Origin of the sequence: Streptomyces megasporus (genome assembly GCF_000718985.1) — a bacterium.
GTDB classification, from domain to species: domain Bacteria; phylum Actinomycetota; class Actinomycetes; order Streptomycetales; family Streptomycetaceae; genus Streptomyces; species Streptomyces megasporus.
Genome location: NZ_JODL01000004.1, coordinates 50054 through 74191, shown reverse-complemented (window position 1 = coordinate 74191; position 24138 = coordinate 50054). Strand labels below are relative to the sequence as shown.

At 72.2% G+C, this 24138-nt stretch carries 20 protein-coding genes and 1 riboswitch; of the genes, 15 read left to right on the top strand and 5 right to left on the bottom strand.

Features of this window, described 5'->3' with window-relative positions:
• Positions 1–85: 85 nt before the first annotated feature.
• Entirely contained in the window at positions 86–1315 is a 1230-nt protein-coding gene (locus tag IF47_RS0105100) for an acyl-CoA dehydrogenase family protein (protein WP_031506970.1), read from the top strand.
• Positions 1316–1721: 406 nt separating this feature from the next.
• A riboswitch (cyclic di-AMP (ydaO/yuaA leader) is annotated at positions 1722–1876 on the top strand.
• Positions 1877–1879: 3 nt separating this feature from the next.
• Positions 1880–2353, top strand: a complete 474-nt coding sequence (locus IF47_RS0105095; protein ID WP_031506969.1) for a C40 family peptidase — start codon at positions 1880–1882, stop codon at positions 2351–2353.
• A gap of 127 nt (positions 2354–2480) precedes the next feature.
• Here IF47_RS0105095 and IF47_RS0105090 read toward each other — a convergent pair whose 3' ends face one another.
• Positions 2481–2948, bottom strand: coding sequence for a MarR family winged helix-turn-helix transcriptional regulator (locus IF47_RS0105090; protein ID WP_031506968.1), 468 nt, complete (start codon positions 2946–2948; stop codon positions 2481–2483).
• 118 nt (positions 2949–3066) lie between these two features.
• Here IF47_RS0105090 and IF47_RS28555 point away from each other — a divergent pair, with 118 nt between their 5' ends.
• The 5 genes from IF47_RS28555 (at position 3067) to IF47_RS0105065 (ending at position 9294) form a co-directional block, all read left to right on the top strand.
• On the top strand, positions 3067–3450 hold the full coding sequence (locus IF47_RS28555; RefSeq protein ID WP_157839919.1) for a hypothetical protein: 384 nt from the start codon (positions 3067–3069) through the stop codon (positions 3448–3450).
• A 297-nt stretch (positions 3451–3747) separates the two neighbouring features.
• Entirely contained in the window at positions 3748–4617 is an 870-nt protein-coding gene (locus IF47_RS0105080; protein WP_031506964.1) for an MEDS domain-containing protein, read from the top strand.
• 110 nt (positions 4618–4727) lie between these two features.
• A complete protein-coding gene (gene tap, locus IF47_RS0105075; protein ID WP_031506963.1) occupies positions 4728–7091 on the top strand; it encodes a telomere-associated protein Tap in 2364 nt (787 codons plus the stop codon).
• A gap of 3 nt (positions 7092–7094) precedes the next feature.
• Complete coding sequence (gene tpg / locus IF47_RS0105070; protein WP_031506962.1) at positions 7095–7652, top strand: telomere-protecting terminal protein Tpg; 558 nt, start codon at positions 7095–7097, stop codon at positions 7650–7652.
• Between the two features lie 226 nt (positions 7653–7878).
• Positions 7879–9294 carry an NADP-dependent succinic semialdehyde dehydrogenase gene (locus IF47_RS0105065; protein WP_031506960.1) on the top strand — a complete coding sequence of 472 codons (1416 nt, stop codon included), beginning with the start codon at positions 7879–7881 and terminating at the stop codon, positions 9292–9294.
• A gap of 72 nt (positions 9295–9366) precedes the next feature.
• Here IF47_RS0105065 and IF47_RS0105060 read toward each other — a convergent pair whose 3' ends face one another.
• Positions 9367–9828 carry an ATP-binding protein gene (locus IF47_RS0105060; protein ID WP_051717030.1) on the bottom strand — a complete coding sequence of 154 codons (462 nt, stop codon included), beginning with the start codon at positions 9826–9828 and terminating at the stop codon, positions 9367–9369.
• 364 nt (positions 9829–10192) lie between these two features.
• Between IF47_RS0105060 and IF47_RS0105055 the strand changes: the two genes are divergently transcribed.
• Both IF47_RS0105055 and IF47_RS0105050 read left to right on the top strand, forming a co-directional pair.
• Positions 10193–11050: a helix-turn-helix domain-containing protein gene (locus tag IF47_RS0105055; RefSeq protein WP_031506958.1), complete on the top strand. Its 858-nt coding sequence runs from the start codon at positions 10193–10195 to the stop codon at positions 11048–11050.
• A 282-nt stretch (positions 11051–11332) separates the two neighbouring features.
• Entirely contained in the window at positions 11333–12481 is a 1149-nt protein-coding gene (locus tag IF47_RS0105050; protein ID WP_051717028.1) for a hypothetical protein, read from the top strand.
• Positions 12482–12509: 28 nt separating this feature from the next.
• Here IF47_RS0105050 and IF47_RS0105045 read toward each other — a convergent pair whose 3' ends face one another.
• Entirely contained in the window at positions 12510–13541 is a 1032-nt protein-coding gene (locus tag IF47_RS0105045) for a DNA topoisomerase IB (RefSeq protein ID WP_031506955.1), read from the bottom strand.
• A gap of 298 nt (positions 13542–13839) precedes the next feature.
• Here IF47_RS0105045 and IF47_RS0105040 point away from each other — a divergent pair, with 298 nt between their 5' ends.
• The gene (locus IF47_RS0105040) at positions 13840–14916 is read left to right on the top strand and encodes a glutamate--cysteine ligase (RefSeq protein ID WP_031506953.1); all 1077 of its coding nucleotides are present in this window, start codon (positions 13840–13842) and stop codon (positions 14914–14916) included.
• A 27-nt stretch (positions 14917–14943) separates the two neighbouring features.
• Here IF47_RS0105040 and IF47_RS27490 read toward each other — a convergent pair whose 3' ends face one another.
• Positions 14944–15366 (bottom strand): hypothetical protein, encoded by a 423-nt coding sequence (locus IF47_RS27490; RefSeq protein WP_037731982.1) that lies wholly within the window; start codon positions 15364–15366, stop codon positions 14944–14946.
• Positions 15367–15598: 232 nt separating this feature from the next.
• On the opposite strand from IF47_RS27490, the gene IF47_RS0105030 reads away from it, so the two are divergent.
• Entirely contained in the window at positions 15599–16237 is a 639-nt protein-coding gene (locus IF47_RS0105030; protein WP_051717025.1) for a hypothetical protein, read from the top strand.
• Between the two features lie 88 nt (positions 16238–16325).
• On the opposite strand, the gene IF47_RS0105025 is transcribed toward IF47_RS0105030, so the two are convergent.
• On the bottom strand, positions 16326–17087 hold the full coding sequence (locus tag IF47_RS0105025) for a ZIP family metal transporter (protein ID WP_031506949.1): 762 nt from the start codon (positions 17085–17087) through the stop codon (positions 16326–16328).
• Positions 17088–17269: 182 nt separating this feature from the next.
• On the opposite strand from IF47_RS0105025, the gene IF47_RS0105020 reads away from it, so the two are divergent.
• The 4 genes from IF47_RS0105020 to IF47_RS0105005 all read left to right on the top strand — a co-directional run bounded on the left by IF47_RS0105020 (position 17270) and on the right by IF47_RS0105005 (position 24052).
• A complete protein-coding gene (locus IF47_RS0105020; RefSeq protein WP_031506947.1) occupies positions 17270–18925 on the top strand; it encodes a catalase in 1656 nt (551 codons plus the stop codon).
• A gap of 130 nt (positions 18926–19055) precedes the next feature.
• The gene (locus tag IF47_RS0105015; protein ID WP_031506945.1) at positions 19056–19325 is read left to right on the top strand and encodes a DUF4235 domain-containing protein; all 270 of its coding nucleotides are present in this window, start codon (positions 19056–19058) and stop codon (positions 19323–19325) included.
• A 194-nt stretch (positions 19326–19519) separates the two neighbouring features.
• Positions 19520–20611: a MalY/PatB family protein gene (locus tag IF47_RS0105010; protein WP_078591598.1), complete on the top strand. Its 1092-nt coding sequence runs from the start codon at positions 19520–19522 to the stop codon at positions 20609–20611.
• A gap of 240 nt (positions 20612–20851) precedes the next feature.
• Positions 20852–24052 carry a glycosyl hydrolase 115 family protein gene (locus IF47_RS0105005; RefSeq protein WP_031506943.1) on the top strand — a complete coding sequence of 1067 codons (3201 nt, stop codon included), beginning with the start codon at positions 20852–20854 and terminating at the stop codon, positions 24050–24052.
• The last annotated feature ends 86 nt before the right edge of the window (positions 24053–24138 follow it).

Here is a 24138-nt window from a genome sequence, read left to right as displayed (position 1 = left end):
GAGCGAATCGTCGTGGGAGGTTGACACCGGACTGATCGGTAACATATTTCTGTTACCGCTAGTAACAGATGGATGGAGGGCTTCCATGGCGGAGTTCGCACTCGAGCTCAACGAGGACCAGAAGGCCGTGAGGGACTGGGTCCACGGCTTCGCCGCCGATGTGATGCGTCCCGCCGCCGCGGAGTGGGACGAGCGCGAGGAGACTCCCTGGCCCATCATCCAGGAGGCGGCGAAGATCGGCCTCTACTCGCTGGACTTCTACGCCCAGCAGTACTTCGACCCCACCGGCCTGGGCATCCCCGTGGTGATGGAGGAGCTGTTCTGGGGCGACGCGGGCATCGGCCTGTCGATCGTCGGCACCGCCCTGGCCGCCGTCGGCGTCCTCGCCAACGGCACCGAGGAGCAGATCGGCACCTGGATCCCGCAGATGTACGGCGACGAGAACGACGTGAAGGTCGCCGCCTTCTGCTCCTCCGAGCCGGACGCCGGCTCGGACGTCTCGGCGATGCGCACCCGCGCGGTCTACGACGAGGCCAAGGACGAGTGGGTCCTCAACGGCACCAAGACCTGGGCGACCAACGGCGGCATCGCCAACGTCCACGTCGTCGTCGCCGTCGTCGACCCCGAGCTCGGCGCCAAGGGGCACGCCTCCTTCGTCATCCCGCCGAACACCCCCGGCCTCTCCCAGGGGCAGAAGTTCAAGAAGCACGGTATCCGCGCCTCCCACACCGCCGAGGTCGTGCTGGAGGACGTCCGCGTCCCCGGCCACTGCCTGCTGGGCGGCAAGGAGAAGTTGGACGAGCGCCTGGCCCGGGCCCGCGAGAAGGCGAAGAAGGGCGGCGGCGAGCGCGTGCGCAACGCCGCGATGGCCACCTTCGAGGCGTCCCGCCCGGCCGTGGGCGCCCAGGCCGTCGGCATCGCCCGCGCCGCGTACGAGGTCGCCCTGGACTACGCCAAGACCCGGGTCCAGTTCGGCCGGCCGATCATCGACAACCAGGGCATCGCCTTCCAACTCGCCGACATGCGCACCCGCGTCGACGCCGCCCGCCTGCTGGTGTGGCGGGCCTCGTGGATGGCCGCGGCGGGCAAGCCCTTCGAGGCGGCCGAGGGATCGATGTCCAAGCTGTTCGCCGGAGAGACCGCCAAGGCCGTCACCGCCCAGGCCATCCAGATCCTCGGCGGCAACGGCTTCACCCGGGAGTACCCGGTGGAGCGCATGCACCGGGACGCGGCGATCTACTCCATCTTCGAAGGCACCAGCGAGATCCAGCGGCTGGTCATCGCCCGCACGATCTCCGGCATCCACATCCGCTGAACCCCCGCCGGGCCCGTGGACGCGGTGCGAACCGCCCGCGTCCACGGGCCCGGACCGTTCCGGCGGCGCGCGACTCGCGGATCACCCGACACGAGGGCGGCCATTCGGGCTGATCACACCGGCGTGCGCGGTGGGCGGGGAGCGCGCCGACCACGTCGCCGCGCTCCGGACGCATTCCTCGACAACCGCTGCTCACAGGCCTTCTCGCGAGCGGTCCGCGGGCGGCCGGACCGGGCGGTGGGACGGCCTGACGGTCCGGCCGGCGCGGAAGTGAACAAGTTCACAGAAACCGTCAGATCTCGCATCCGGACGCTTTCTTGACGCACTATCCGTAGACAACGGCAAGTCCCCGCCGCCTGGCGGGGCCTCCCGGGCGGACGCCGAATCCTGCCGCCGTCCGGGTGAGAGACGGACCATGACGAATCGGCAGGAGCGGGAGACCCAGGTACGGCGGACCGCGCACCACGCGGTCCTTGGGGTGAAGCCACATCAGGTGGCCGGGCAACTTCGCCGGCCCGAACCCGACAGGTCATCTTTCGCAGGCGGATGACGAAGGGTTGTTCCATGTCCGCGTACCCGCGCATACCCGGACTCGTGTCCCGAGCGGCCGTCACCTCCGCCGTCACCGCGGTGACGCTCGCGGGGACGGCACTGGTGCCGGCCACGACGCCCGAGGCGGAGGCGATCACCCCCTCCGGCAAGGCACTCAAGGTGGCGGCCTCCAAGAAGGGCTCCCCCTACCAGTACGGTGCCGCAGGACCGAACCGTTTCGACTGCTCGGGACTCACCCAGTACTCCTACAAGAAGGCGGGCAAGAAGCTGCCGCGCACCGCGGCGGCCCAGTACAACCGCGCCAAGAAGATCTCCGCCACGTCCCGCAAGAAGGGCGACCTGGTGTTCTTCCACTCCGGCGGCAATGTCTACCACGTGGGCATCTACGCCGGCGACGGGCGGATCTGGCACTCCCCGAAGCCGGGGAAGACCGTCCGCAAGGAGAAGATCTGGACCAAGAGCGTGCGGTACGGGCGCGTGAGGTGATCCCGGACCGGGCCCGAGAGTCACGGTGACGGCGCGCCGCGGACGTCCTCCGCGGCGCGCCGTCGGCGTGTTCGGGCCTGGCTCGGTCCTCGGACGAACCGGGGAGGGAAGCGGGCCGGGCGCGCGGTCAGTGGTTCGGCCGCTGTGCCGCGTGGTGGTCCAGGATCTTCGTCAACAGCCGGATGAGGCGGTCCCGCTCGTCCGCCGAGAGCCCGGCGAGTAGTTCGTCCTGGGCCCGGCCCAACACCTCGTCGAGCCGGGCGAGCTGCCGGAGCCCGGCCGGGGTGACCGTGACGATGTTGCGCCGTCGGTCCGCCGGGTCCGGGGAGCGCGTGACCAGGCCCCGGCCGGCGAGTTCGTTGAGCGCGGCGACGACGTCGCTGCGGTCGATGCCGCACCGCCGGCCCAGCTCCGCCTGGCTGGCCGGGCCGTGCTCCTCCAGCGCGGAGAGCAGGGCGTAGTGGTGGTTGCGGGCGTCGGCGGAGCCGAACGCCCCCCACACCAGCCGGTGGGCGTGCGTCGTCACCTGCGACAGCAGCCAGCTCGGCGTGTTCCTCAGACGGGTGGGGGCGGCGTTGTAGGCCGTCGTGTCCATGCGGGGGAGCCTAGCAAGGGCGTTGGTGCCACCCACGGCGGCGCGGGCGGTCGGGGACCGACCCGGATGGACCGGATCGAACTGTGACCATCGTCCGCACCGGGGTACAGGTGGGGCTATGAGCACTGAACAGATGGAAGAGAGCGCGAGCCTGGTCGAGGTCGAGCTCCCCGACTGCACCTCCGAGAACGCCGCGGCCGTCTTCGCCGTGCTGCGGTCCGCGTTCCCGCGCTCGCCCCAACTGGGGAACGGACAGGACAAGGCCGAGGAGGGCGGCGAGCCGAAGCGGAAGTTCTGGGTCGGCACGGTCGACGTCCGCACGCACGGCGAGGTGGAGTGCTCCCTGGAGTTGAAGGAGCCGACGGAGGCCGACATCAGCGGCAGTCCCGACGCGGTGCGGCAGGTCCAGGAGGCGCTGGCCGGTTTCTACGACGTGACGGCCGAGCCCCGGATCTCCGGAGACCAGGAGGTGGAGGTCAGGCTGCGACTCGCCCAGAGGTGACCGGGCGCGGCGCGGGCGTTCCGTGAACCTCGCCGCGCGGTCTCCGCGGACGTCCGGGGGCGTCCGCGAGTCCGTGGGCCCGCGGGGAGAGGGCGCCCGACGGCGTGGAGGGGGAGTGGCGGAGGGAAGCGCGATCATTCTCGCGCCGCCGTCCCGGTGAAGCGATCACCGTATGCGGGATTCCGTTCGCGCTCTGTCAAGAAGCGCCGGAAACAGGCAACTGTTTCCCCTGGACGAACACCGAGCGTAATGTCGTGCTGCCACCTTGATTCTCCCAGCACGAAGGGGCGGCACGACGTGGCCGTATGGAACGGCGCAACCGACCACACCATCGCCGTGGAGGGACTGAGGCCGGGGGACCACGCCTTCGTCGGGTACGCGGACGAGCCGCTCTGGCCGGGGCTGGCGGCCTTCACCCACGACGGGCTGGTCCGGGGGGAGAAGGTCGTCCTCTTCCCCGACCCGGCGCTCCCCGTGGCGGAGACCGAGCGGCGTCTGCTTCCCTTCGCGTCCCTGGCCGAGGCCGCCCGCTCCCGAGGGCAACTCCTCCACAGCAGCGTCCGGGAACTGATCCGGCCGGATGGCGGCTTCACCCCCCGACGGCAGACGGGACGGCTGAGGGAGGAGACCGAACGGGCACTGCGGGAGGGGTACGCGGGCCTGCGCGTCTACGTCGACATGGCCTGGGTGTGGGACCTCGACGTCGACATCGAGACGGTGACGCACCGCGAGGCCCACGCCGAGCACCTCTTCGCCGACGGTCGGTACACGGAGGTCTGCGCCTACGACCGGCGCCGCTTCGACGACGAGGTGCTCACGGCCGTGCGGAGGCTCCACCCGGTCGACCTGCTGGAGCGGCCCGGCGACCTCGGGGCCGTGTACGGGACGGACGAGGTCGGGATCATCGGCGACGCCGACCTCGCCACGCGCGACGGGTTCCACGCGGCGCTGCGGACGGTGCTGACGCCGCGCGGGCGCACCTCGCCGGTGCGCGTGGACCTGTCGCGGCTGTGCTTCCTGGACATCGGCTGCGCCTCGTTGCTGCTCCGTCAGGCCGCCGGCGCCGGCGCCCGACGGGTGGAGATCCTGTGTGGCGCGCCCCAGGCCGACCTGCTCCGACGGCTGGGGGCACACTCCGTGGAGAACCTCGTCGTGGTCGAGGTGTGACGGGCGCGCGCCCGCTCGGGACCGCACTCCGCGCACGGAGACGGGGAAGGGAACGGCCGGTGCGCGGTCCGGCGCGCGAGGGTGGCTAGGCTCGGACGCGGAGGTGTTCCATGCCCAACGAGCGGGACGAGCTGATGGCCGCGGTCGACGCCCTGTTGGCCCGCCCGAAAGAACTCCCGCCGCCCGCCGAACGCAAGCGGCTGCGCACGGCCGCGGGAGTGACGCGGAGCGAACTCGCCGAGGTCTTCGGCGTACGGCGGGAGACCGTGGCCGGCTGGGAGGCCGGCCGCAGCGACCCGCGTCCTCCCAAGCGCGAGGCGTACGCGCGTCTGCTGGAGGGCTGGGCGGCCAAGTACCCGGCCGAGGAGGAGGAGCCCGTCCCCGCGCGCGCTGCGGGGCCGGTCGGGGTGCCGGTCGCGGGGTCGGTCGCGGGGCCGGTGGTGGAGTCGGCCGCCTCCGTGCCCCCCGTGGAGCCCGCCGCTCCCGCCGTTCCCGCAGTCGCCGAGGCGGACCGCGCCGGGGGTGGCGAGCTCGTCACCGGGGAGCCGCTGCCGTGCGTACTGTGCGGGCGGCCGACGCCCTACCGCGCGGCGGGACGGCCTCAGCACATCGGCGGCTTCTGCCGCACCGTCCCCACGGCCCCACCGGCCCCACCGGCCCCCGCCGCCCCGACCGTGCCCGTGTCCGTGTCCGCGCCGGCACCCGTCGCCGTGTCCGCGCCCGCCTCCCCGCCGGCACGGACCACCGCGCCCGCGCCGAGGCGGCCGGTGGTGAAACCGCCCGCGCGACGCGCCCCCGCCCCCGCCTCCGCACCCCCGGCCCCCGACTCCCGCTTCCCGAGCGGCCCGCTCGCCGTCCTGGACGGGGAGGGCACCGCCCACCTCGCCGACGGCCGAACCCTCCACTGCCCGGCGCGGACCGTCCCGGAACTGGCGGAGTGGGCGCTGAACGACGCCGGACTCGGCGCGCCGCGACTGCACCGCTCCGGCCGGGACGCCGACCCGCTCGTCGTCCTCACCGGCGACGCCGCCGAACGCCTGGGCCTGCCCGTGGAGCTGACGGACCGCCGCGGCCTGCGCCTGCCCGACTCGCACCCCGCCGTGCGGGGACTCACCAAGGCCGGGTGGCGGCTCACCCGGCGCGGTTTCGGCCCCTGGGCGCGCGTCCACCGGCCCGCGCAGGCCGGCCGGCGCCTGTGCGTGCAGTTCGCCGTCCTCCCCTGGGGCGCGCTGGACTCCCGCTCCTGGGGCGACGCGGCCGACTTCCCCCCGGCCGAACTGGCCCGGACGCTGGGCGACTACGCCGCCCGCGTCCTGACTCCCTGCGGCTCCACCGCCGTCTGCGGTCTGGAACTGATGACCGCCGTGCGCCCGCCGACCCGCGCGGTGCGCGACGAGACCGGCGGCGCGTGGGTGTCCGCCCCGGTGCCCGGATCGCTCACCACCCCCGTGGACCCCGCCCCGCCCGAGGCCCCCGACGAACATCCCGTCGCCGCCGGCCGCGCCGCCACGGACGTCCTGGACGAGGAGGCGTACGAGTGGCTCCGCGATCCGGAGCTGGTCGCCGACGACGAGCGCGCCCGCCCCTGGGCCGTCGGCATCGACGTCAACACCGCGTTCCTCGCCGCGGCGAGCCGGCTGACGGTCGGTCTCGGACCGGCCGTCCACGTCACCGCCCCCGACTTCGACGGAAAACTGCCCGGCTGCTGGCTGGTCGACCTCTCGCACGTCGATCTCGACCCCCGGCTGCCGAGCCCGTTCACCCCGCACGGCGGCCGGCCGCGGGGACCGGCCTGGTACGCCACCCCCACCGTCGCCTACGCCGTCGAACTCGGCGCCGAGGTCCGGCCGGTGGAGGCGTGGGTGAGGCCCGACCGCGGCCCGTACCTGGACCCGTGGCACGCCCGACTGCGCGCCGCCTACCTGGAGACGATGGCCGCCCTCGGCGTCACCGCCGATCTCGACGAGGCCGCCTACCTGGCCGCCATGGAGAGCCACAAGGACACCGACCGGCGTCAGGCCGCCGTGCTGTCCGCCGTCAAGGCCACCGTCAAGGGCGGCATCGGCAAGCTCCGCGAACGCCCCCAGGGCCTGGGCTACCGCCCCGGCGAGCGGTGGCCCGCGCTGGAGCGTCCCACCTGGCGTCCCGACATCCGCGCCGCCGTCATCGCCACCGCGCGGGTCAACATGCACCGCAAGATGGTCAGGACCGCGGCCACCGCCGGGCTCTACCCCCTCGCCGTGCTGTCGGACTGCGTCGTCTACCCCGGTGACGGGCCCTCCCCGCTGGACGTCCTGCCCCGCGCGGAGGACGGCAGGCCCGCACCGGGCACGTTCCGGCTCGGCGTCTCGCCGGGCATGGTCAAGCACGAGGGCACCCGGCCCCTGGCCTGGGCCCTGGAGCTGATGGAAGCCGGTCACAACCCGGCCCGCCACATCAAGGACGGCGTGGACGCCGTCGCCGAGGGGGAGTGATCGATGGGGAAGATCGCCGAAGGACTGGAGACGGCCGAGCGGAACGTCTTCACCCGGCCCATTCCGAAGTCCGCCGGCGCGCGGATGCGGTTCCTGGTACGGCAGGCCAAGGGGTCCACCAAGGCCGTCGCCCGACGGTTGGGGGTCTCCCAGCGCACCGTTCAGCGCTATGTGGCCGGGCAGCGCAAGCACCCGCCCAAGGCCCTCGCCGAGGCCCTGGAGCGCGAGGTCCGCAAGGACTGGCAGCCCAGGGTCCGCCGCCGCGCCGAGCGGAAGGCCGCCACCAGCACGGGGATCGCCGTCGAGGCCCGGGCCCGCTTCGGCTTCACCGCCGCGCCCGGCACCACCGACGACGGCCGGATGCGCCGCATCACCCAGCACCTCCCGCCCGTCTACGCGCGGCGGCTGTTCGACGCGCGGGCCGCCGGGGCGAGCGAACAGGAGCTGCGGGACATCGTCGCCGAGGGCCTGCAGGAGGTCTACTTCAAGGACGGCGGCCGACGGGCCCCCGGTCTCGTCGTGGAGTTCACCGACATCGACTACGTGGAGATGAGCTACTGAGCCGCCGGGACGCGCCGACCTCCGGCGCGTCCCGGCGCCGGAAGCCCTCCCGGTCGTCCCGGTCGTCCCGGTCGCGCGGACCGTCGAACCGGTGTGGCGGCGGGCCGTCCTCCCCGGCGATCCCGCGCCCGTCGAGTGAGAGGGCCGCAGGCGGGTACGCGGGGTCGCGAACACGGGCCGTCGGCCACCGGCCGCGCCGCCTCCACCGCTTCCGAGGAGGAACCCCATGCCCATCGCGACCACCAACCCGGCGACCGGGGAGACGCTGCAGACCTTCGAGTCCCTGGGCGCGGAGGAGATCGAGAAGCGACTGGACCTCGCCCGCGCCACCTTCGAGACGTACCGCAGCACCGACTTCGCCGAGCGCGCCGAACTGCTGCGCAGGGCGGCCGACCTGTTGGAGAAGGACCAGGACGACATCGCCCGCACGGTGACCACGGAGATGGGCAAGCCCGTCACCGCGGCCCGCGCCGAGGCAGCCAAGTGCGTGAAGGCGATGCGCTGGTACGCCGAGCGCGCCGAGGAACTGCTGGCCGACGAGCACCCCTCGCCCGCGGACGTCGAGGACAGCGGAGGGACCAGGGCGTACGTGCGCTACCGCCCGCTGGGACCCGTCCTGGCGGTGATGCCGTGGAACTTCCCCCTCTGGCAGGTGATCCGCTTCGCCGCGCCCGCGCTGATGGCGGGCAACACCGGCCTGCTCAAGCATGCCTCCAACGTGCCGCGCACCGCGCTCTACCTGGAGGAACTCTTCCGCCGCGCCGGATACCCCAAGGGCTGCTTCCAGACGCTGCTGATCGGCTCCGGCGCCGTCGAGAAAGTCCTGCGCGATCCGCGCGTGGCCGCCGCGACGCTCACCGGCAGCGAGCCCGCCGGACGCTCGGTGGCGAGCGTCGCCGGTGACGAGATCAAGAAGACCGTCCTGGAGCTGGGCGGCAGCGACCCCTACATCGTCATGCCCTCGGCGGACATCGAGAGGGCGGCCGAGGTCGCGGTGACCGCGCGGACCCAGAACAACGGGCAGTCCTGTATCGCCGCCAAGCGCTTCATCGTGCACCGGGACGTGTACGACGAGTTCACCCGGCTCTTCGTGGACGGCATGAAGGCCCTGCGGGTCGGCGACCCGATGGACGAGTCCACCGACGTCGGACCACTCTCCAGCGAGAAGGGGAGGGCCGACCTGGAGGAGCTGGTCGAGGACGCCCGGAACCACGGCGCGACCGTGCTGTGCGGGGGACGGCGGCCGGCGAGCCACCCGGCGGGCTGGTTCTACGAGCCGACCGTCCTGGCGGACATCACCCCCGAGATGCGCGTCCACCGGGAGGAGACCTTCGGACCGGTGGCGACCCTCTACAAGGTGGCGGACCTGGACCGGGCGATCGAGGTGGCCAACGACACCACCTTCGGCCTGAGCTCCAACGTCTGGACCAGGGACGAGGAGGAGCAGGAGCGCTGCGTGCGGGACCTCGGCGCGGGCGGCGTCTACATCAACGGCATGACCGCGTCGCACCCGGCGATGCCCTTCGGCGGAGTGAAGCGTTCCGGTTACGGCCGGGAACTGGCGGGGCACGGCATCCGCGAGTTCTGCAACGTCACCACGGTCTGGTACGGCACGCCGCCGGACATGCCCGCCGGAGAGTGACACGCACGGCGCGTACGGCGCGTACGGGCGGAGCGGGGGAAGAGGAGAGAGCGGAGGCGGACGCCCGGCGCGTCACGCGCCGCCCAACCTCAGCTCCGCCCACACGACGCGCCCGCGCGTGCGGGACGCGGGGATGTCCCCCCAGGAGTCGGTCAGGGCGTCGACGAGTTGGAGGCCGCGTCCGTTGGTCGCGTCGGTGTCCGCGGAGCGCGGCGTGAGGGCGAGCACGCCGGTGCCCTGGTCGTGCACCTCGATGCGCAGCCACCGCTCGGACTGCTGGATCCGGCAGACGATCCGGTCGCTGTCGGTGTGGAGCACGGCGTTGGTGGTGAACTCGGAGACGACCAGTTGGGCGGTCTCGACGGTGTCCGGGGGACAGTGCCAGCGGTTCAGCCACTCGGCGAGGAGGCGCCGCGCCACTCCCACGGAGGATCGCTGGGCCGGCACCTCGAACTCCGCCCGGAGCCGTGACCGTGGGGCGGGCACGGCGGAAAGCGTGGGGGCGATGCGCGCGGAGTAGGGGAGAAGAGCCATCACAGGCTCGCCTTTCGTATGCCGGCGAGCGAGGGAGGCACCGCCTCGAGATCCGACTCGCGGAGGGCGTCGGTGCTCGGAAACGCCCGCTGACCAGTCGCTGCGCCCGGCGCGTCACCGCACGGCGGAGCGGCGAGCACGCGGGCTCCGCGAGTGGGGCGGGACGGCCCGCTTTCCGGGATGGCTCGACGCTGGGACGATCGCGTCGTGGACTGGATCACCCGGCTACTATGCTCATTGACGTCCGCAAAAGGCAAGAAGAGTTCTGCAATTTGCAATATTTAAGCGACAGTCTGGCTGTGGCACCCGGGACGTGGCACACTGCTCTGCCTGCGGTACGGAGGCGGGCAGAGAGGGAGACGTCATGGCCGAATCCCGGTCGGCGCCGACCGTGGGGCAGATCGTCCTGGGGCTGCGGTTGCGCGATCTGCGCGAACAGGCCGGGTGGTCGTTCGAGGAAGCGGCCAAGGTACTGAGCGTCACCACCTCCACGGTCCGTCGCATGGAGAAGGCCGAGGTGGGCCTGCGCCCCCTCTACGTCAAGGCGCTGCTGGAGAGCTACGGCGTCGAGAAGGACGAGATCGACGCCTTCCTCGCCCTGGTGGAGAAGGCCGGCAAGCCCGGCTGGTGGCACCGGTTCCGCAGCGTCCTGCCGGACTGGTTCAGCCTCTACGTCAGCCTGGAGAGCGAAGCCTCCCTCATCCGCTCCTACGAGCCCCACTGCGTCCCCGGCCTGCTCCAGACCGAGGACTACGCCCGCGCCCTGCTGCGGACCGGCTTCCCCGGGGCGGACGAGGAGGAGCTCGACCACCGGGTCGCGCTGCGCATGGGACGGCAGCGACTCCTGACCAAACCCGACGCCCCGCGCCTGTGGATGGTGCTGGACGAGCAGGTGCTGCGGCGGCCGGTGGGCGGTGCGGACGTGATGAGGGCCCAGATCGACCGGCTGATCGAGGAGAACGCGAAGCCGAACGTCAGCCTGCAGATCATGCCGTTCAGCGCCGGCCCGCACCCCGGCATGTTCGGCCCCTTCCAGCTCTTCCGGTTCAGCTATCCGGAACTGCCGGACGTCGTCTACACCGAGAGCCTGACCGGCGCCGTCTACATCGACGAGCGCCCCGAGGTCACCACCTACCTGGAAGCGCTCGACCGCATGGTCACCCAGGCCGTTCCGGTGCAGGAGACCGAACGCGTCCTGCGGGAGATGCGCGACGACTTCTGATCGACGGCCGCTTCCGATCACCGGCCGCTTCCGATCGACAGCCGCCCGGTGCGTCACCGAACGTGACGGACATCACGCAAGAAACTGTCACTTTTCATACAACCCTTGTGCGGGCGTGTGCGGAAGTGTAGGAATGGCGCGCTTGATCATCGTCTTCGTGCCCGCGCGCGACTCGGAAGAGAACGGAAGAACAGCGCCATGCCCGTCCAACCACCCGGCCCCGGGAACGACAGGAACGAACCGGGAGACGCATCGGGAAGCGAACCGGGAGGGCGGCCGGCGGTGCCGGACGAGGCATGGGAGCGCTTCGTCGAGGAATGCGCGTCGGAACGTCCCGCCCCGCAGGAGCCGTCGGCCCGAGCGCGGATGGTGACCGCCCACCTGCGGCACCGGGACGAGGAGGCCGCGCGGAACAGGCCCCTGCGGGGCAGGCTCCGCAGGCGGCGGCCCGAACCCTGGCAGCCCGAGGGGTGGCGCACCGGACCCGCCTGGCGGGAGATGGAAGGGGGCCGGCGCGGAAGCGGAGGAATGGGCCGGGTCGGGACGGGCGTCGGCGTGGCCGTGGTCGCCCTCGCCCTGCTCTACGCCCTCAACCCGCCCCTCGTGCGCTCCTGGATACCCGGCGGGGACGACGGGTCGGCGCCCCTGCCCGCGGAGACCGCGAGACCGGCCGGCGCCCCCGATGAGGAGACCTTCCCGGACCGTCCCACGGTGGAGAAGCCCTTCGCCGGATCGCCCGCGCTGCGGTGGGCCGACGGCGCGGACGCCATCGAGGTGCCGAAGGCCACCGCGGTCGGGAACGTGCCGGCCGCCGCGGTCGAGGCGGCGCTGGAGCGCACCAAGCGGTTCCTCGTCTCCGCCAACCTCGATCGGGACGTGCTCCACGGTGCCGAGCCGACCGAGGCCCTGACGCTGCTGGACCCGCTGATGGGGGACTTCGTCACCGACCTGCGGGCCTCGCTGGAGAAGCCCACCGAGGAGAACGACCCCACGACGCTGTTCACCCGCTTCGACGAGGACGAGGTCCGGCTCGTCGGCGAGGTGGTCAAGGTCCGCGGCCGGATGGAGGTGCGGGAAGGGGAACAGGGCGTGCCGCGCATCCACGCCGACTACACCTTCGTCTACCCCGTCGTCAGGACCGAGGACGGCGACGAGGTCGCGCGCACCATCGTGCGCCGCATCCTCGACGTCGACGTGCTCCACGGGCCGGGGTGGGAGCACACCGAGGGAAAACTGTGGGTTCACGGGGCCAACGTGAGCATCGCCAACGGCGGTTGCGAGGAACGCGACGGGTTCCTCCACCCGCGGTTCGTCGACGACCTGTACGACGACCCCGTGCCCACCGGACCGGAGAGCGACCCCTACGACCGCAGCAAGCCCATCGAGACCCCGGACGGGGCCGAGGAGTGCAGAGCGGTCTCGCGGACCTGAACGCCTCCGGCCGCCCGGTCGGACACGCTCAGCCGCGCGGCGGGCGGCCGGTGCGCAGCATCCGCAGCACGGCCCCCTCGACGGCCCCCTGGGTGGCGGGCACCCCGAATCCCGCCCCGTCGCCGAGGCGGGTCAGGGCGGGGGCGATAGTCACGCCCTCCTCGTACAGCTCGATCACCCGCGGATCGATGTACGAGGCGCGGCACACCGCCGGGGTGTTGCCGAGGTAGGAGGAGACCTCTTTCACGGCGCGCGTGACCGCGCGGCGCCGAGCCGTCCGGCTCCGGTCGGCGTACCGCGAGACGGCCAGGGCGACGGCGGCCAGCACGGTGGCGTGCCAGGTGCGGAAGTCCTTGGCGGTGATGTCCACCCCGCTCAGCTCCCGCAGGTGGGCGTTGAGGTCCTCGCCCGTCACCTCGTGCCAGGTCGGCCGCTCCCACCAGGCGAACAGCCGGTCGCCGCCACCACGGCGACGCTTCAGGGCGCGTACGGCCCGGACGGTCGCGGGGTCGGCCACGGCCCGCACCACCTCCTTGCCGTGCTTGCCGGGGTAGGAGAAGGTCACCGCGTCGCTGCCGCAGGAGGCGTGCTCGCGCAGCAGGGTGGTCAGGCCGTAGGAGTTGTTCAGTTCCGCGTAGCGCTCGCCGCCGACGCGGAAGAAGCCCAGGTCCAACAGGCGGGCCGCGGTGCCGAGCACCCGTTCCCGGACGAGTCCGCGCAGGCCCAGATGGGCCTCGACCGCCTCGCGGAGACGGGGCAGCGCCTCGGCGACGTCGAGCACGTGGTCGTGTTTGGCCTGCTCCTGCTCCGCCCGGAACTGCGGGTGGTACAGGTACTGGCGGCGTCCCGCGGCGTCGGTGCCCACGGCTTGGAGGTGGCCGTTGGGTCTCGGACAGATCCACACGTCCTCCCAGGCCGGTGGGATGGCCAGGGCCTTGATCCGTGCCAGCTCCGCCGGGTCGCGCAGCGGGCGGCCCGAGGAGTCGAGGTAGCGGAAGCCGCGGCCGTGACGCCTGCGGGTGTGGCCGGGGTCGCCGGGGCGGGTGTGGCACAGACGCATGCGGGCCTCCTCGATCCTCCGTTCCCCTCGCCTCTTTCATCCCCCTCGCCCCCCTCGTTCTTCTCGCTCCTCCCGTCCCTCCAGGGGCGGACTCGACGCCGCTCGCACGGGCATCGCCGGGTGCGACGGGGCGTCGGGGCGGCGGGGCGCCGGGGCGCCGGGGACGCTCTCCTCCTTCCCCCGTTCGGCTCCGCCATGACTTCACCCGTGCCCCGCTGGACGGCAGGCCGGGAGCGGCGGCGTACTCCGACCGGAGCGGGGAATCCGCTGGACGGGCTACCCAGAGGAGGCTGTGGCGATGAGAAGCGTGGGTGTCGAGGAGGAACTGCTCCTGGTGGACGCGGACACCGGTGAACCGCGGGCCGTCTCGGGCGCGGTGCTGGCCTCGGCCCGGGAGGAAGAGGAGTTGGAGAAGGAGCTCCAGCGCGAGCAGTTGGAGACCGGCACCCGCCCCCGCCGGCAGATGACGGACCTCGCGGTGGAGGTGCGCCGGTGGCGCGGCGCGGCGTCGCAGCGGGCACGGGCGGCCGGCGCGGAGGTCGCGGCGTTGGCCACCTCGCCGGTGCGGAACCACCCCTCGCTCAGCCCGGGCGACCGGTACCGACGGATGGCGCAGGAGTACGGGCTGACCGCGCAGGAGCAGCTCACCTGCGGATGCCACGTCCATGTGAGCGTCGAGTCCGACGAGGAGGGGGTCGCGGTCCTGGACCGGATCAGGCCCTGGCTGGCCCCGCTGCTGGCGATGAGCGCCAACTCGCCGTTCTGGCAGGGCGCGGACAGCGGGTACGCCAGTTACCGCAACCGGGTCTGGGGGCGGTGGCCGTCGGCGGGCCCGGTGGAGGTGTTCGGCTCGGCCGAGCGCTACCACGAGCAGGTCCGCGCGATGCTGGAGACCGGGGCGCTGCTGGACGAGGGGATGGTCTACTTCGACGCGCGGCTGTCACGCCACTACCCCACGGTCGAGATCCGGGTCGCCGACGTGTGCCTCGACGTCCACGACACGGTGGTGATCGCCGCGCTGGCCCGCGCCCTGGTGGAGACCGCGGCACGGGCCTGGCGCGCGGGCGAGCCGCCCGCGCCGGTCGGCGTCGGTCCGCTGCGACTGGCCGCCTGGCGGGCGAGTCGCTCCGGACTCTCCGGCGACCTGGTGCACCCGGTGACCTTCAAGCCCGCCCCGGCGGAGACCGTGGTGCGAGCCCTGCTGGACCACGCGGGCCCGGCCCTGTCGGACGCCGGGGACCTGACCCTGGTCAAGGAAGGGGTGGAAGAGGTGTTCCGGCGGGGCAACGGAGCGGACCTCCAGCGCGCCGTCTTCGACGACACGGGCGACCTGAGCGCCGTGGTGGCCGAAGCCGTGCGCACGACGGTGGCCTGAAACCCCGCCCGACGCGCCGCCCGCCCCTCAGCGCTTGGCGGTGTCCTTGTCCAACGCCCGGGACAGCACCATCTGCTTGAGTCGCCCGACGCACTCCTCGCAGGCGTGGAAGAAGGTCGTCCCGCCCCGGTGCTCGACCTCCGCGAGCGGGACCAGGGGCACGTCGTCGCGTCCGCACCACAGCCAGCAGACGGTGTTCCGACCGGCGGGGGAGGCGCGCACCTGCTCCTCCAACCGGCGGATGCACTCCTCGCACGCGTAGAACGGGGCGTGGGTGCCCCAGGAGATGACCGGACCGAGCCAGGTCACCGCGGTGTCGGCACGTCCGCACCACAGCCAGCACTCGCCGACGACCCATGCGCACCGGTCGGTCGCGTCCGCCTCCGGGTGTGGGGCGCCGCCGGGAACGTCGGGCTCCCACCCGGCGTCCGCCTCGGTCCCGGTGAGCACGGGGCGGCCTCCTCTCGCCTCGGGCGGAGGGCGGGCCGCTCGGCGGTGCGCCCCCGTTCCTGTCCGTCCCTCCCATGCCTACCCCGGATCGACCGGTGGGGACAGCCCGGCTTCGGCCACCCTCGTCCCTCCCCGCGGACGGTGGCCCGGCGGTGGGAACCGACCCCGCCGACCTGTGCGTCCACCGTTCGCGGCCGTCAGGGGGACGGCCGCGAACAGGGGGTGGACCACCATGTTTCGGACAACCAGAGGATTCCTGCGCCCGGCGGTCGTCGCCGCGCTCGTGGCCGTCGTGGCGGTGACCGGCTGCCGGCCGGAGGACCTCCCGGCGTCGCCGGACCCCTCGAGCCCCGCCTCGCCCGATGCGTCGCGGCCCGCCGCCGACGGCACGCCGTCCGCCGCGCCCGACGGCGAGCGGAGACTGGTGGACGCCCGGGAGGCGGGAGGTCTGCGCAGGCTCACCGGGGACGGCGCCGTCACGGACGTGCCGGTCGACCCGGGGGAGATGCGGGACGGCATGCGGTTGGTCGTCGCGAACTTCGCCGCGCCGGACGGCGGCGAGCCGATCCTCTTCGAAGGGGTCGACAGAGTGCCGGAGGACCCGGTCAAGCGCCGTGAGCACCTCTTCCGCGGCATGCTCGACCACATCCGCTGGGACCCGGAGTCGGGGCAGCCCGAGGCGCGGCCGGTGGCGGACCCGGGCCCGCTGGGCGGCTCGGTGGAGTGCCTGTCGGCGTCCCCGGCCGAGGACGGCGACGTGATCTGCGGCTGGGCGGACGAGAGCACCGCCGCGGTGGCCCTCTTCCCGAACAGCACCCCGGCCGACGCCGGGAGGCTGTTCGTCGCCATGCGCTCCGACCTGGAGCGCTGAGCCCGCCCACCGGTCCGTGGCGCCCGGGCGCCACGGACCGGCTGGTCCGCGCCGGGCGTCGCATCCGGGAGCCTCGTATTCGGGAGCCTCACACCTGGGAGAGGGCGAAGGAGACGAGGAAACCGGAGACGACGATCAGCCCGATGGCCAGGTGGGCCTCCTCGAACGCCTCCGGGATCATCGTGTCCGCGATCATGGTCAGGATGGCGCCGGCGGCGACCGCCGTCACCGCGGCCACCACGGAGGGCGACAGCGCTCCGGCGGCGACGTTGCCGACGACGGCGGAGAGCATGCTCACGACCGCGATCGTCCCCCACAGGCCGAAGACGTAGCCCTTGCTCCGCCCGGCCCCGCGCATGCCGGCCGAACTGGACAGTCCCTCGGGCACGTTGCTGATGAACACCGCGGCGACGGTCACCATGCTCACCGCGCCGCCCTCGGCCAGGCCGATCCCGATGACCGCCGACTCCGGGACGCCGTCCAGCAGCGCGCCCAGCGCGAGTGCCAGTCCGGACCCCTCCTGCCGGCTCTCCGAGGGCTGCCCCCGGCCCCTCACGTGTCCCGAGCGTTTGCGGTGCCGTGCCCCGTGCCGCGCCAGCAGCGCGTTGCCCGCGGTGTAGAGGAGCGCGCCCCCGACGGCGCCGATCGTCACCGGAACCATCCCCGACCGCTCGTACGCGTCGGCGACCAGTTCGAACGACACCGCCGACAGCAGCACCCCGGCGCCGAAGGCCATCACCGAGGCGATCACCTGGTGGGGAATCCGCAGGAGGTACCCCGGCACCGCGCCCATCAGCAGCGCCGAGCCGGCCAGCAGCCCCCAGCCCCCCGCCTCCAGCACTTCGCTCATGCGGTCGCACGTACCCGATCCCGATCGCTCGATCCCGTTCCGCACCCCTCCGGGCGAGGGCTCACACGGGACGGCAAAACGCCCGAACAACCCCCTGATGGTACGAATCGGCCGTATCGGGGTACAGGCACTCGCGCGACGGGCTCGAACCCGCGCTCACCGTTCGTAAGGAGACCAGCACTGTGACCGACACGGCGAAGCAGGGCGCCGCCAAGGGCGACACCCGGCCTGTGCTCACCAACAGGCAGGGACACCCGATCCACGACAACCAGAACCAGCGCACGGTCGGCGCCCGAGGTCCGGCCACGCTGGAGAACTACCACTTCCTGGAGAAGATCAGCCACTTCGACCGGGAGCGCATCCCGGAGCGCGTGGTGCACGCACGCGGCGTGACGGCCTTCGGGTTCTTCGAGGCGTACGGCTCGTGGGGCGACGAGCCCATCAGCCGCTACACCCGCGCCAAGCTGTTCCAGGAGCGGGGCAAGCGCACCGACGTGGCCGTCCGGTTCTCCACGGTCATCGGCGGACGGGACTCCTCCGAGGCCGCCCGCGACCCCCGCGGCTTCGCGGTGAAGTTCTACACCGAGGAGGGCAACTGGGACCTCGTCGGCAACAACCTGGGCATCTTCTTCATCCGTGACGCGATCAAGTTCCCCGACGTCATCCACGCCCTCAAGCCCGACCCGGTGACGTTCGAGCAGCGACCCGAGCGGATCTTCGACTTCATGAGTCAGAGCCCCGAGTCGATGCACATGATCGTCAACCTCTTCAGCCCGCGCGGCATCCCCGCCGACTACCGGCACATGCAGGGCTTCGGCGTCAACACCTACAAGTGGGAGAACTCCGACGGCCACACCATGCTGGTCAAGTACCACTGGATGCCCAAGCAGGGCGTGCGGTCCATGACCGAGGAGGACGCCGCCAACGTCCAGGCGGAGAACCTCGGCCACGCCACCAAGGACCTGTACGAGGCGATCGAGCGGGGCGACTACCCCGAGTGGGAGCTCCTGGTTCAGATGATGGACGACCACGAGCACCCGGAGCTGGACTTCGACCCGCTGGACGACACCAAGACCTGGCCGGAGCAGGAGTTCCCGCCCAAGCCGGTGGGCCGCATGGTCCTCAACCGGATGCCGGACGACTTCTTCACCCAGAGCGAGCAGATCGCCTTCGGCACCGGCGTGCTCGTCGACGGCCTCGACTTCTCCGACGACAAGATGCTGGTCGGTCGCACCTTCTCCTACAGCGACACCCAGCGCTACCGCGTCGGCCCCAACTACCTCCAGCTCCCGGTGAACCAGGCCAAGGCGCCGGTGCACACCAACCAGCGCGGCGGCCCGATGTCGTACCAGGTCGATCCCGGTGGCGAGAACCCGCACGTCAACTACGAGCCCTCGTCCCTGGGCGGGCTCCAGGAGGCCGAGGGGCCGGGCTACGGCGAACAGGGCCCGGAGATCCGCGGCCGGCTGACCCGCAGCCGCATCCCCAGGACCAACGACTACATGCAGGCGGGGCAGCGCTACCTGCTGATGGAGGACTGGGAGCGCGACGACCTGGTCAAGAACTTCATCAACCAGCTCGAACAGTGCCCCCGTCACATCCAGGAGCGGATGGTGTGGCACTTCCTCCTCGTCGAGAACGACCTCGGGCTGCGCGTCGGCGAAGGGCTCGGCATCTCCCCGCAGGACGTGGCGCACCTGGAGCCGCTGCCCAACCAACGGTTGACCGACGAGGACCGTGAGCGGCTGGCGAACCTGGGCAAGAACCCGCCGCGGGACGTGTCCGGCCTGACCATGACGCACTGCGTCCCCGACGAGCGGCACGTGGTGACCCGCTGACCCGTCACCGCGTCACCGGCCCGCCGCCCGGCGAACACGCCGTGTGGCGGGCCGCGTGCGGGGAATCCGTGGACCGGGAGACGGCCCCGAGCGGCCGTTCCGGGAGAACCCGGCAGGAAGAGGTCCGGTCATGAAGAGGAAGAAGAAACTGCTGTACCGGCCGGTGGGCATCGCGCTCGGCGCCCTCAGCGGCGCCGTCGCGAGCGCGGCCTTCAAGCAGGCGTGGAAGCTCGTCAGCGACGAGGACGACGCCCCCGACCCCGGTGACGAGAACCGGAAGCTGGGCGAGATCCTGTTGGCCGCCGCCATCCAGGGAGTGATCTTCTCCGTGGTCAGGGCGGCGGTGGACCGCGGCGGCGCCGTGGCGATCCGCAAGATGACGGGTAGCTGGCCGGCCTGATCCGGCAGGCAGGAAAGACAAGGAAACGGGTGGCGCGGGGCCGTACGGTGGGCCCGCACGGTCCCGTCCACCCGACCGGAGGCATTCCGTTGACCCTTCAGAGCCACGACACCCCCGCCCGGACCGACATCCGGACCGATACGGTCAACCCCCTGCGCCGCCTGACCCTCGACGATCTCAGGCGGCGCACCAGCATGAAGTGGCGGGCCCACCCCGACGACGTCCTGCCGCTGTGGGTGGCCGAGATGGACGCCCCGCTCGCCGAACCCGTCGCGCGGGCGCTGACCCGGGCCGTCGCGGAGGGGGACACCGGCTACCCGGTGGACGGCGCGGAGTACGCCGACGCGCTGGCCGCCTTCGCCGAGCGGCGCTGGAACTGGCGCGTCGAGACGGAGCACACCGCGCTCGTGCCCGATGTGATGCTGGGAGTCGTGGAGATGCTGGGGCTCGTCACCGACCCCGGTGACGCGGTGATCGTCAACCCGCCCGTCTACCCGCCCTTCTACGCCTTCGTCGAGCACGCGGGCCGTCGGATCGTGGAGGCGCCCCTGGGAGCGGAGCACCGTCTGGACTTCTCCGCGCTGGAGGACGCCTACGCCCGGGCCGTCGCGGAGGGGCGGCCGGCCGTCCACCTGCTGTGCAACCCCCACAATCCGACGGGCACCGTCCACACCCGCGCCGAGCTGGAACGGGTGGCCGAACTGGCGCGGGAGCACGGGATACGCGTCGTCTCCGACGAGATCCACGCGCCCCTGGTGCTGCCCGGCGCGGTGCACGTCCCCTATCTGAGCGTGCGGGGGAGCGACGACGCCTTCGCCCTGCTGTCGGCCTCCAAGGCGTGGAACCTGGCCGGGTGCAAGGCCGCGCTCGCGGTGGCGGGGCCCGAGTCCGCCGCGGACCTGGCCCGGATGCCCGAGGAGGTCGGGCACGGGGCGAGCCACCTGGGCGTCATCGCCCACGTCGCGGCCCTGCGGTACGGCGACGACTGGCTCGACGCCCTGCTGGCCGGGGTGGACGAGAACCGGCGGCTGCTGGTGGAGCTGCTGGACCGGCACCTGCCGGACGTGCACCACCGCACGCCCCAGGGCACTTATCTCGCCTGGCTCGACTGCCGGGCCCTCGGTCTGGGCGACGACCCGGCCGCGGTGTTCCTGGAGCGCGGCCGGGTCGCCCTCAACTCCGGCCTCGATTTCGGCACGGGCGGCGCCGGGTACGTCCGGTTGAACCTCGCCACCTCGCCCGAGATCCTCACCGAGGCCGTGCGGAGGATGGCCACCGTCCTCTGACACGCACGTCCGCTGTTTCCGGACGTTCCACACCATCGGCGAAAACTTTCAGCTCGCGGTTCGCAGAGCAGTTGGGCCGTCTCTCGCGGAGAGGCGGCCCAACTGCTTTGGCGTGCCCGCAAGTTACCCGATCCAGACCCTTGACCTGAGCATGCCTCGATGATTTGGTTTCCGGAACCATTCCGGAAATGATCGGCGCGCGTTCCCCCCTCTCCCGTCCCTTCCTCGCGGAGATTGAGCATGAGAAGGCACCACACCGGCTCGCAGGTCCCCGAGAACACCAGCCGGCGGACGTTCCTGGGTCTGATCCCGCTGACCGCCGCCGCCACCGCCGTGCCCGCCATCGCGTCCCCCGCCGCTCAGGCGGCGGACAGGGGACGCGGCAGGAACACCGGCTCCGACACCTACGTCGTGTACTCCCGCAGGCCCGGCGCCTTCCCGCTGGTGGCGGGCGGCAGGGCGGCGCCGATCGTGGTCGACGCCGACGACCACCCCGGTGTGATCCGGGCGGTGGGCGACCTCGGAGGCGACATCAAGCGGGTCACCGGCGTCGAACCCGCCGTCGAACGCGGCGAGGTGCCGTCGAACCGCTCCGAGGTCGTGATCGTCGGGACGATGGGGAGGAGCCGGCTCGTCGACCGGCTGATCACCAGCGGCAAGCTGGACGTGTCCGGGATCGCGGGGAAGTGGGAGACCACCCTCGAACAGGTGGTGGAGAACCCGCTGCCGGGTGTCCGCCGCGCCTTCGTGATCGCCGGCAGCGACCAGCGCGGCACCATCTTCGGCATCTACGAGACCACCCGGCAGATGGGCGTGTCCCCCTGGCACTTCTGGGACGACGTGCCGCCGCGCCGCCACGACGAGCTGTACGTGCTGCCCGGACGCCACACCCAGGGCACCCCCGCGGTCAAGTACCGGGGCTTCTTCATCAACGACGAGAACCCGGCGCTGGGCACCTGGGCCCCCGAGTACTTCGGCCCCGGCCACGCCCCCGGCTTCCCCAACGGGTTCAACAAGGAGTTCCACGCCAAGGTCTTCGAGACCATGCTCCGGCTCAAGGCCAACTACCTGTGGCCGGCGGTGTGGGGACGGGCCTTCGCCGAGGACGACCCGGAGAACCACGCCACCGCCAAGGAGTACGGCATCGTCATGGGCACCTCGCACGAGGCGCCCATGATGCGCGGCATCGAGGAGTGGAACCGCCACGCCGTCCCCGCCAAACGCGACGCCGAGGGCAACATCGTCGAACCGGGCAGCGACCCGTACGGCGGCACCGGCGAGTGGAGCTTCCGCCGCAACCGGAAGGCCATCGAGGCGTACTGGGCCGACGGCATCCGCCGCATGGTCGAGGAGGACTTCGAGGGCGTCGTCACCCTGGGCATGCGCGGCAACGGCGACGTCAGCCTGCCCGACGGCGACGGCATCGACCTGATGGAGTCCATCCTCGACAGCCAGCGCCGCATCCTGGCCGAGGTCACCGGGAAGTCCGACATCACCGACATCCCGCAGGTCCAGACCCTCTACAAGGAGGTCCAGCGGTACTGGGACAAGGGACTGCGACCGCCCGAGGACGTCACCGTCGTCTTCTGCGACGACAACTGGGGCAACATGCGCAAGCTGCCCGACCAGTCGCTCCCGAAGCGGGCCGGCGGCTACGGCATGTACTACCACTTCGACTACGTGGGCGTCGGCCGCAACTACAAGTGGGTCGACACCGTCAACCTCGTCAGCACCTGGGAACAGCTCCACCTCACCCACACCTACGGCGTGGACCGCCTGTGGGTGGTCAACGTGGGCGACCTCAAGGCCGAGGAGATGCCCACGCAGTTCTTCCTCGACTACGCCTGGGATCCCGAGCGCTGGCCGCTGGAACGCCTCCACGAGTGGGAGCGACGGTACGCCGAACAGAACTTCGGCCCCGAGCACGCCGACGAGATCGCCGAGGTCCTGCACACCTACGGAGTGCTCCAGGCCCGCCGCAAGCCCGAACTCCTCAACCGCCGCATCACCCTCGACCCCGACAAGGACCTCTCCCGGGACGACGCGGCGGTCGTCTACGACGACCAGGCCAGTCCGTTCCACCTCAACCACTACGGGGAGACGGCGCGGGTCACCGAGGAGTGGCGGAAGCTGGCGAAGAGGGCCGAGGCCATCGGACGCAAGCTGCCGCGCGCCGACCAGGACGCCTACTACCAACTCGTCCTCTACCAGGTGAAGGCGACCGCCAACCTCTACGAGCTGCGCGAGGCGCAGTTCACCAACATCCTCTACGCGGAGCAGGGCCGGGCCGCCACCAACGACCACGCCGACATCACCGACGCGCGCTTCGCCGACGACCAGGCGATGTCGGACTACTACAACAACACCCTCGCCGGCGGTAAGTGGAAGGGCTTCCAGACCCAACCGAAGATCGGCTACGGCGACGTGGAGCGCTACGGCCCGGACGCCCCCTGGCAGCAGCCCCAGACCCCGGACCACGTCGCCCTGCCCGACGAGGTCTTCCCGGCGGTGAGGCGGATCGAACTCCCCGACCGGGCCGAGATGGGCGTGGCCGTCGACGGCTCCGACCTGTGGTGGCCGAAGGCGGACGGCAAGGCCGTGCTCCCCGCGTTCAGCCCCTACCAGACCCGCCCCGACCAGTACATCGACGTCTTCAACCGCGGCAGCCGCCCGTTCGACTACCGCATCACCGCGGCCGAACCCTGGGTGCGGATCGACCGTGCCCGGGGCCGGGTGAAGAAGGAGGTGCGCGTCACGGTGCGCATCGACTGGAACCGGGCGCCCAAGGGCGTCACCCGGGTGCCCATCACGGTCCACGGGCCGGACGGCACGACCGTGGAGGTGACGGCCGTCGTGGAGAACCCGAGGCTCCCGCGCCGCAGGCTGCGGGGGTTCGTCGAGGCGAGCGGCTACGTCTCCATGGAGGCCGCGCACCACACCCGGGCCGTCGGCGGCGCCGGAATCCGGTGGAAGCGGCTGCCCGACATCGGGCGGGCGGAGGACGGGATGGAGCCCTACCCGGTCACCGCGCCCAGCCGCACGCCGGGCGGTCACGGCCCGCGCCTGGAGTACGAGATGACCCTCACCACGGCGGGGGAGGTCGAGGTCTGGGTGTATCTGTCGCCCCGCAACAACGTCCTGCCGACGGAGGGCCTGCGGTACGCCGTCTCGATCGACGACGCGCCGCCGACGACGGTCAACGTCACCACCGCCACGGGCGCGGACGACACCTACATGAACGTCCGGTGGGCGAGGAACACCTCCGACAACGTCAACCGGACCTCCACCCGGCACACGATCGACAGGCCGGGCACCCACACCCTGAAACTGTGGATGGTCGACCCGACCGTCATCGTGCAGAGGATCGTCGTGGACACCGGAGGACTGGAGCCGAGCTACCTGGGACCGCCGGAGAGCCTGCGGATCGATCGGGGCCGCTGACGGACGGCCCCCGAATGCGACGGGCCCGGCCCGGGCGACCCACGTGGGTCGCCCGGGCCGGGCCCGCCGCGTCGAGCGCGGTGCGC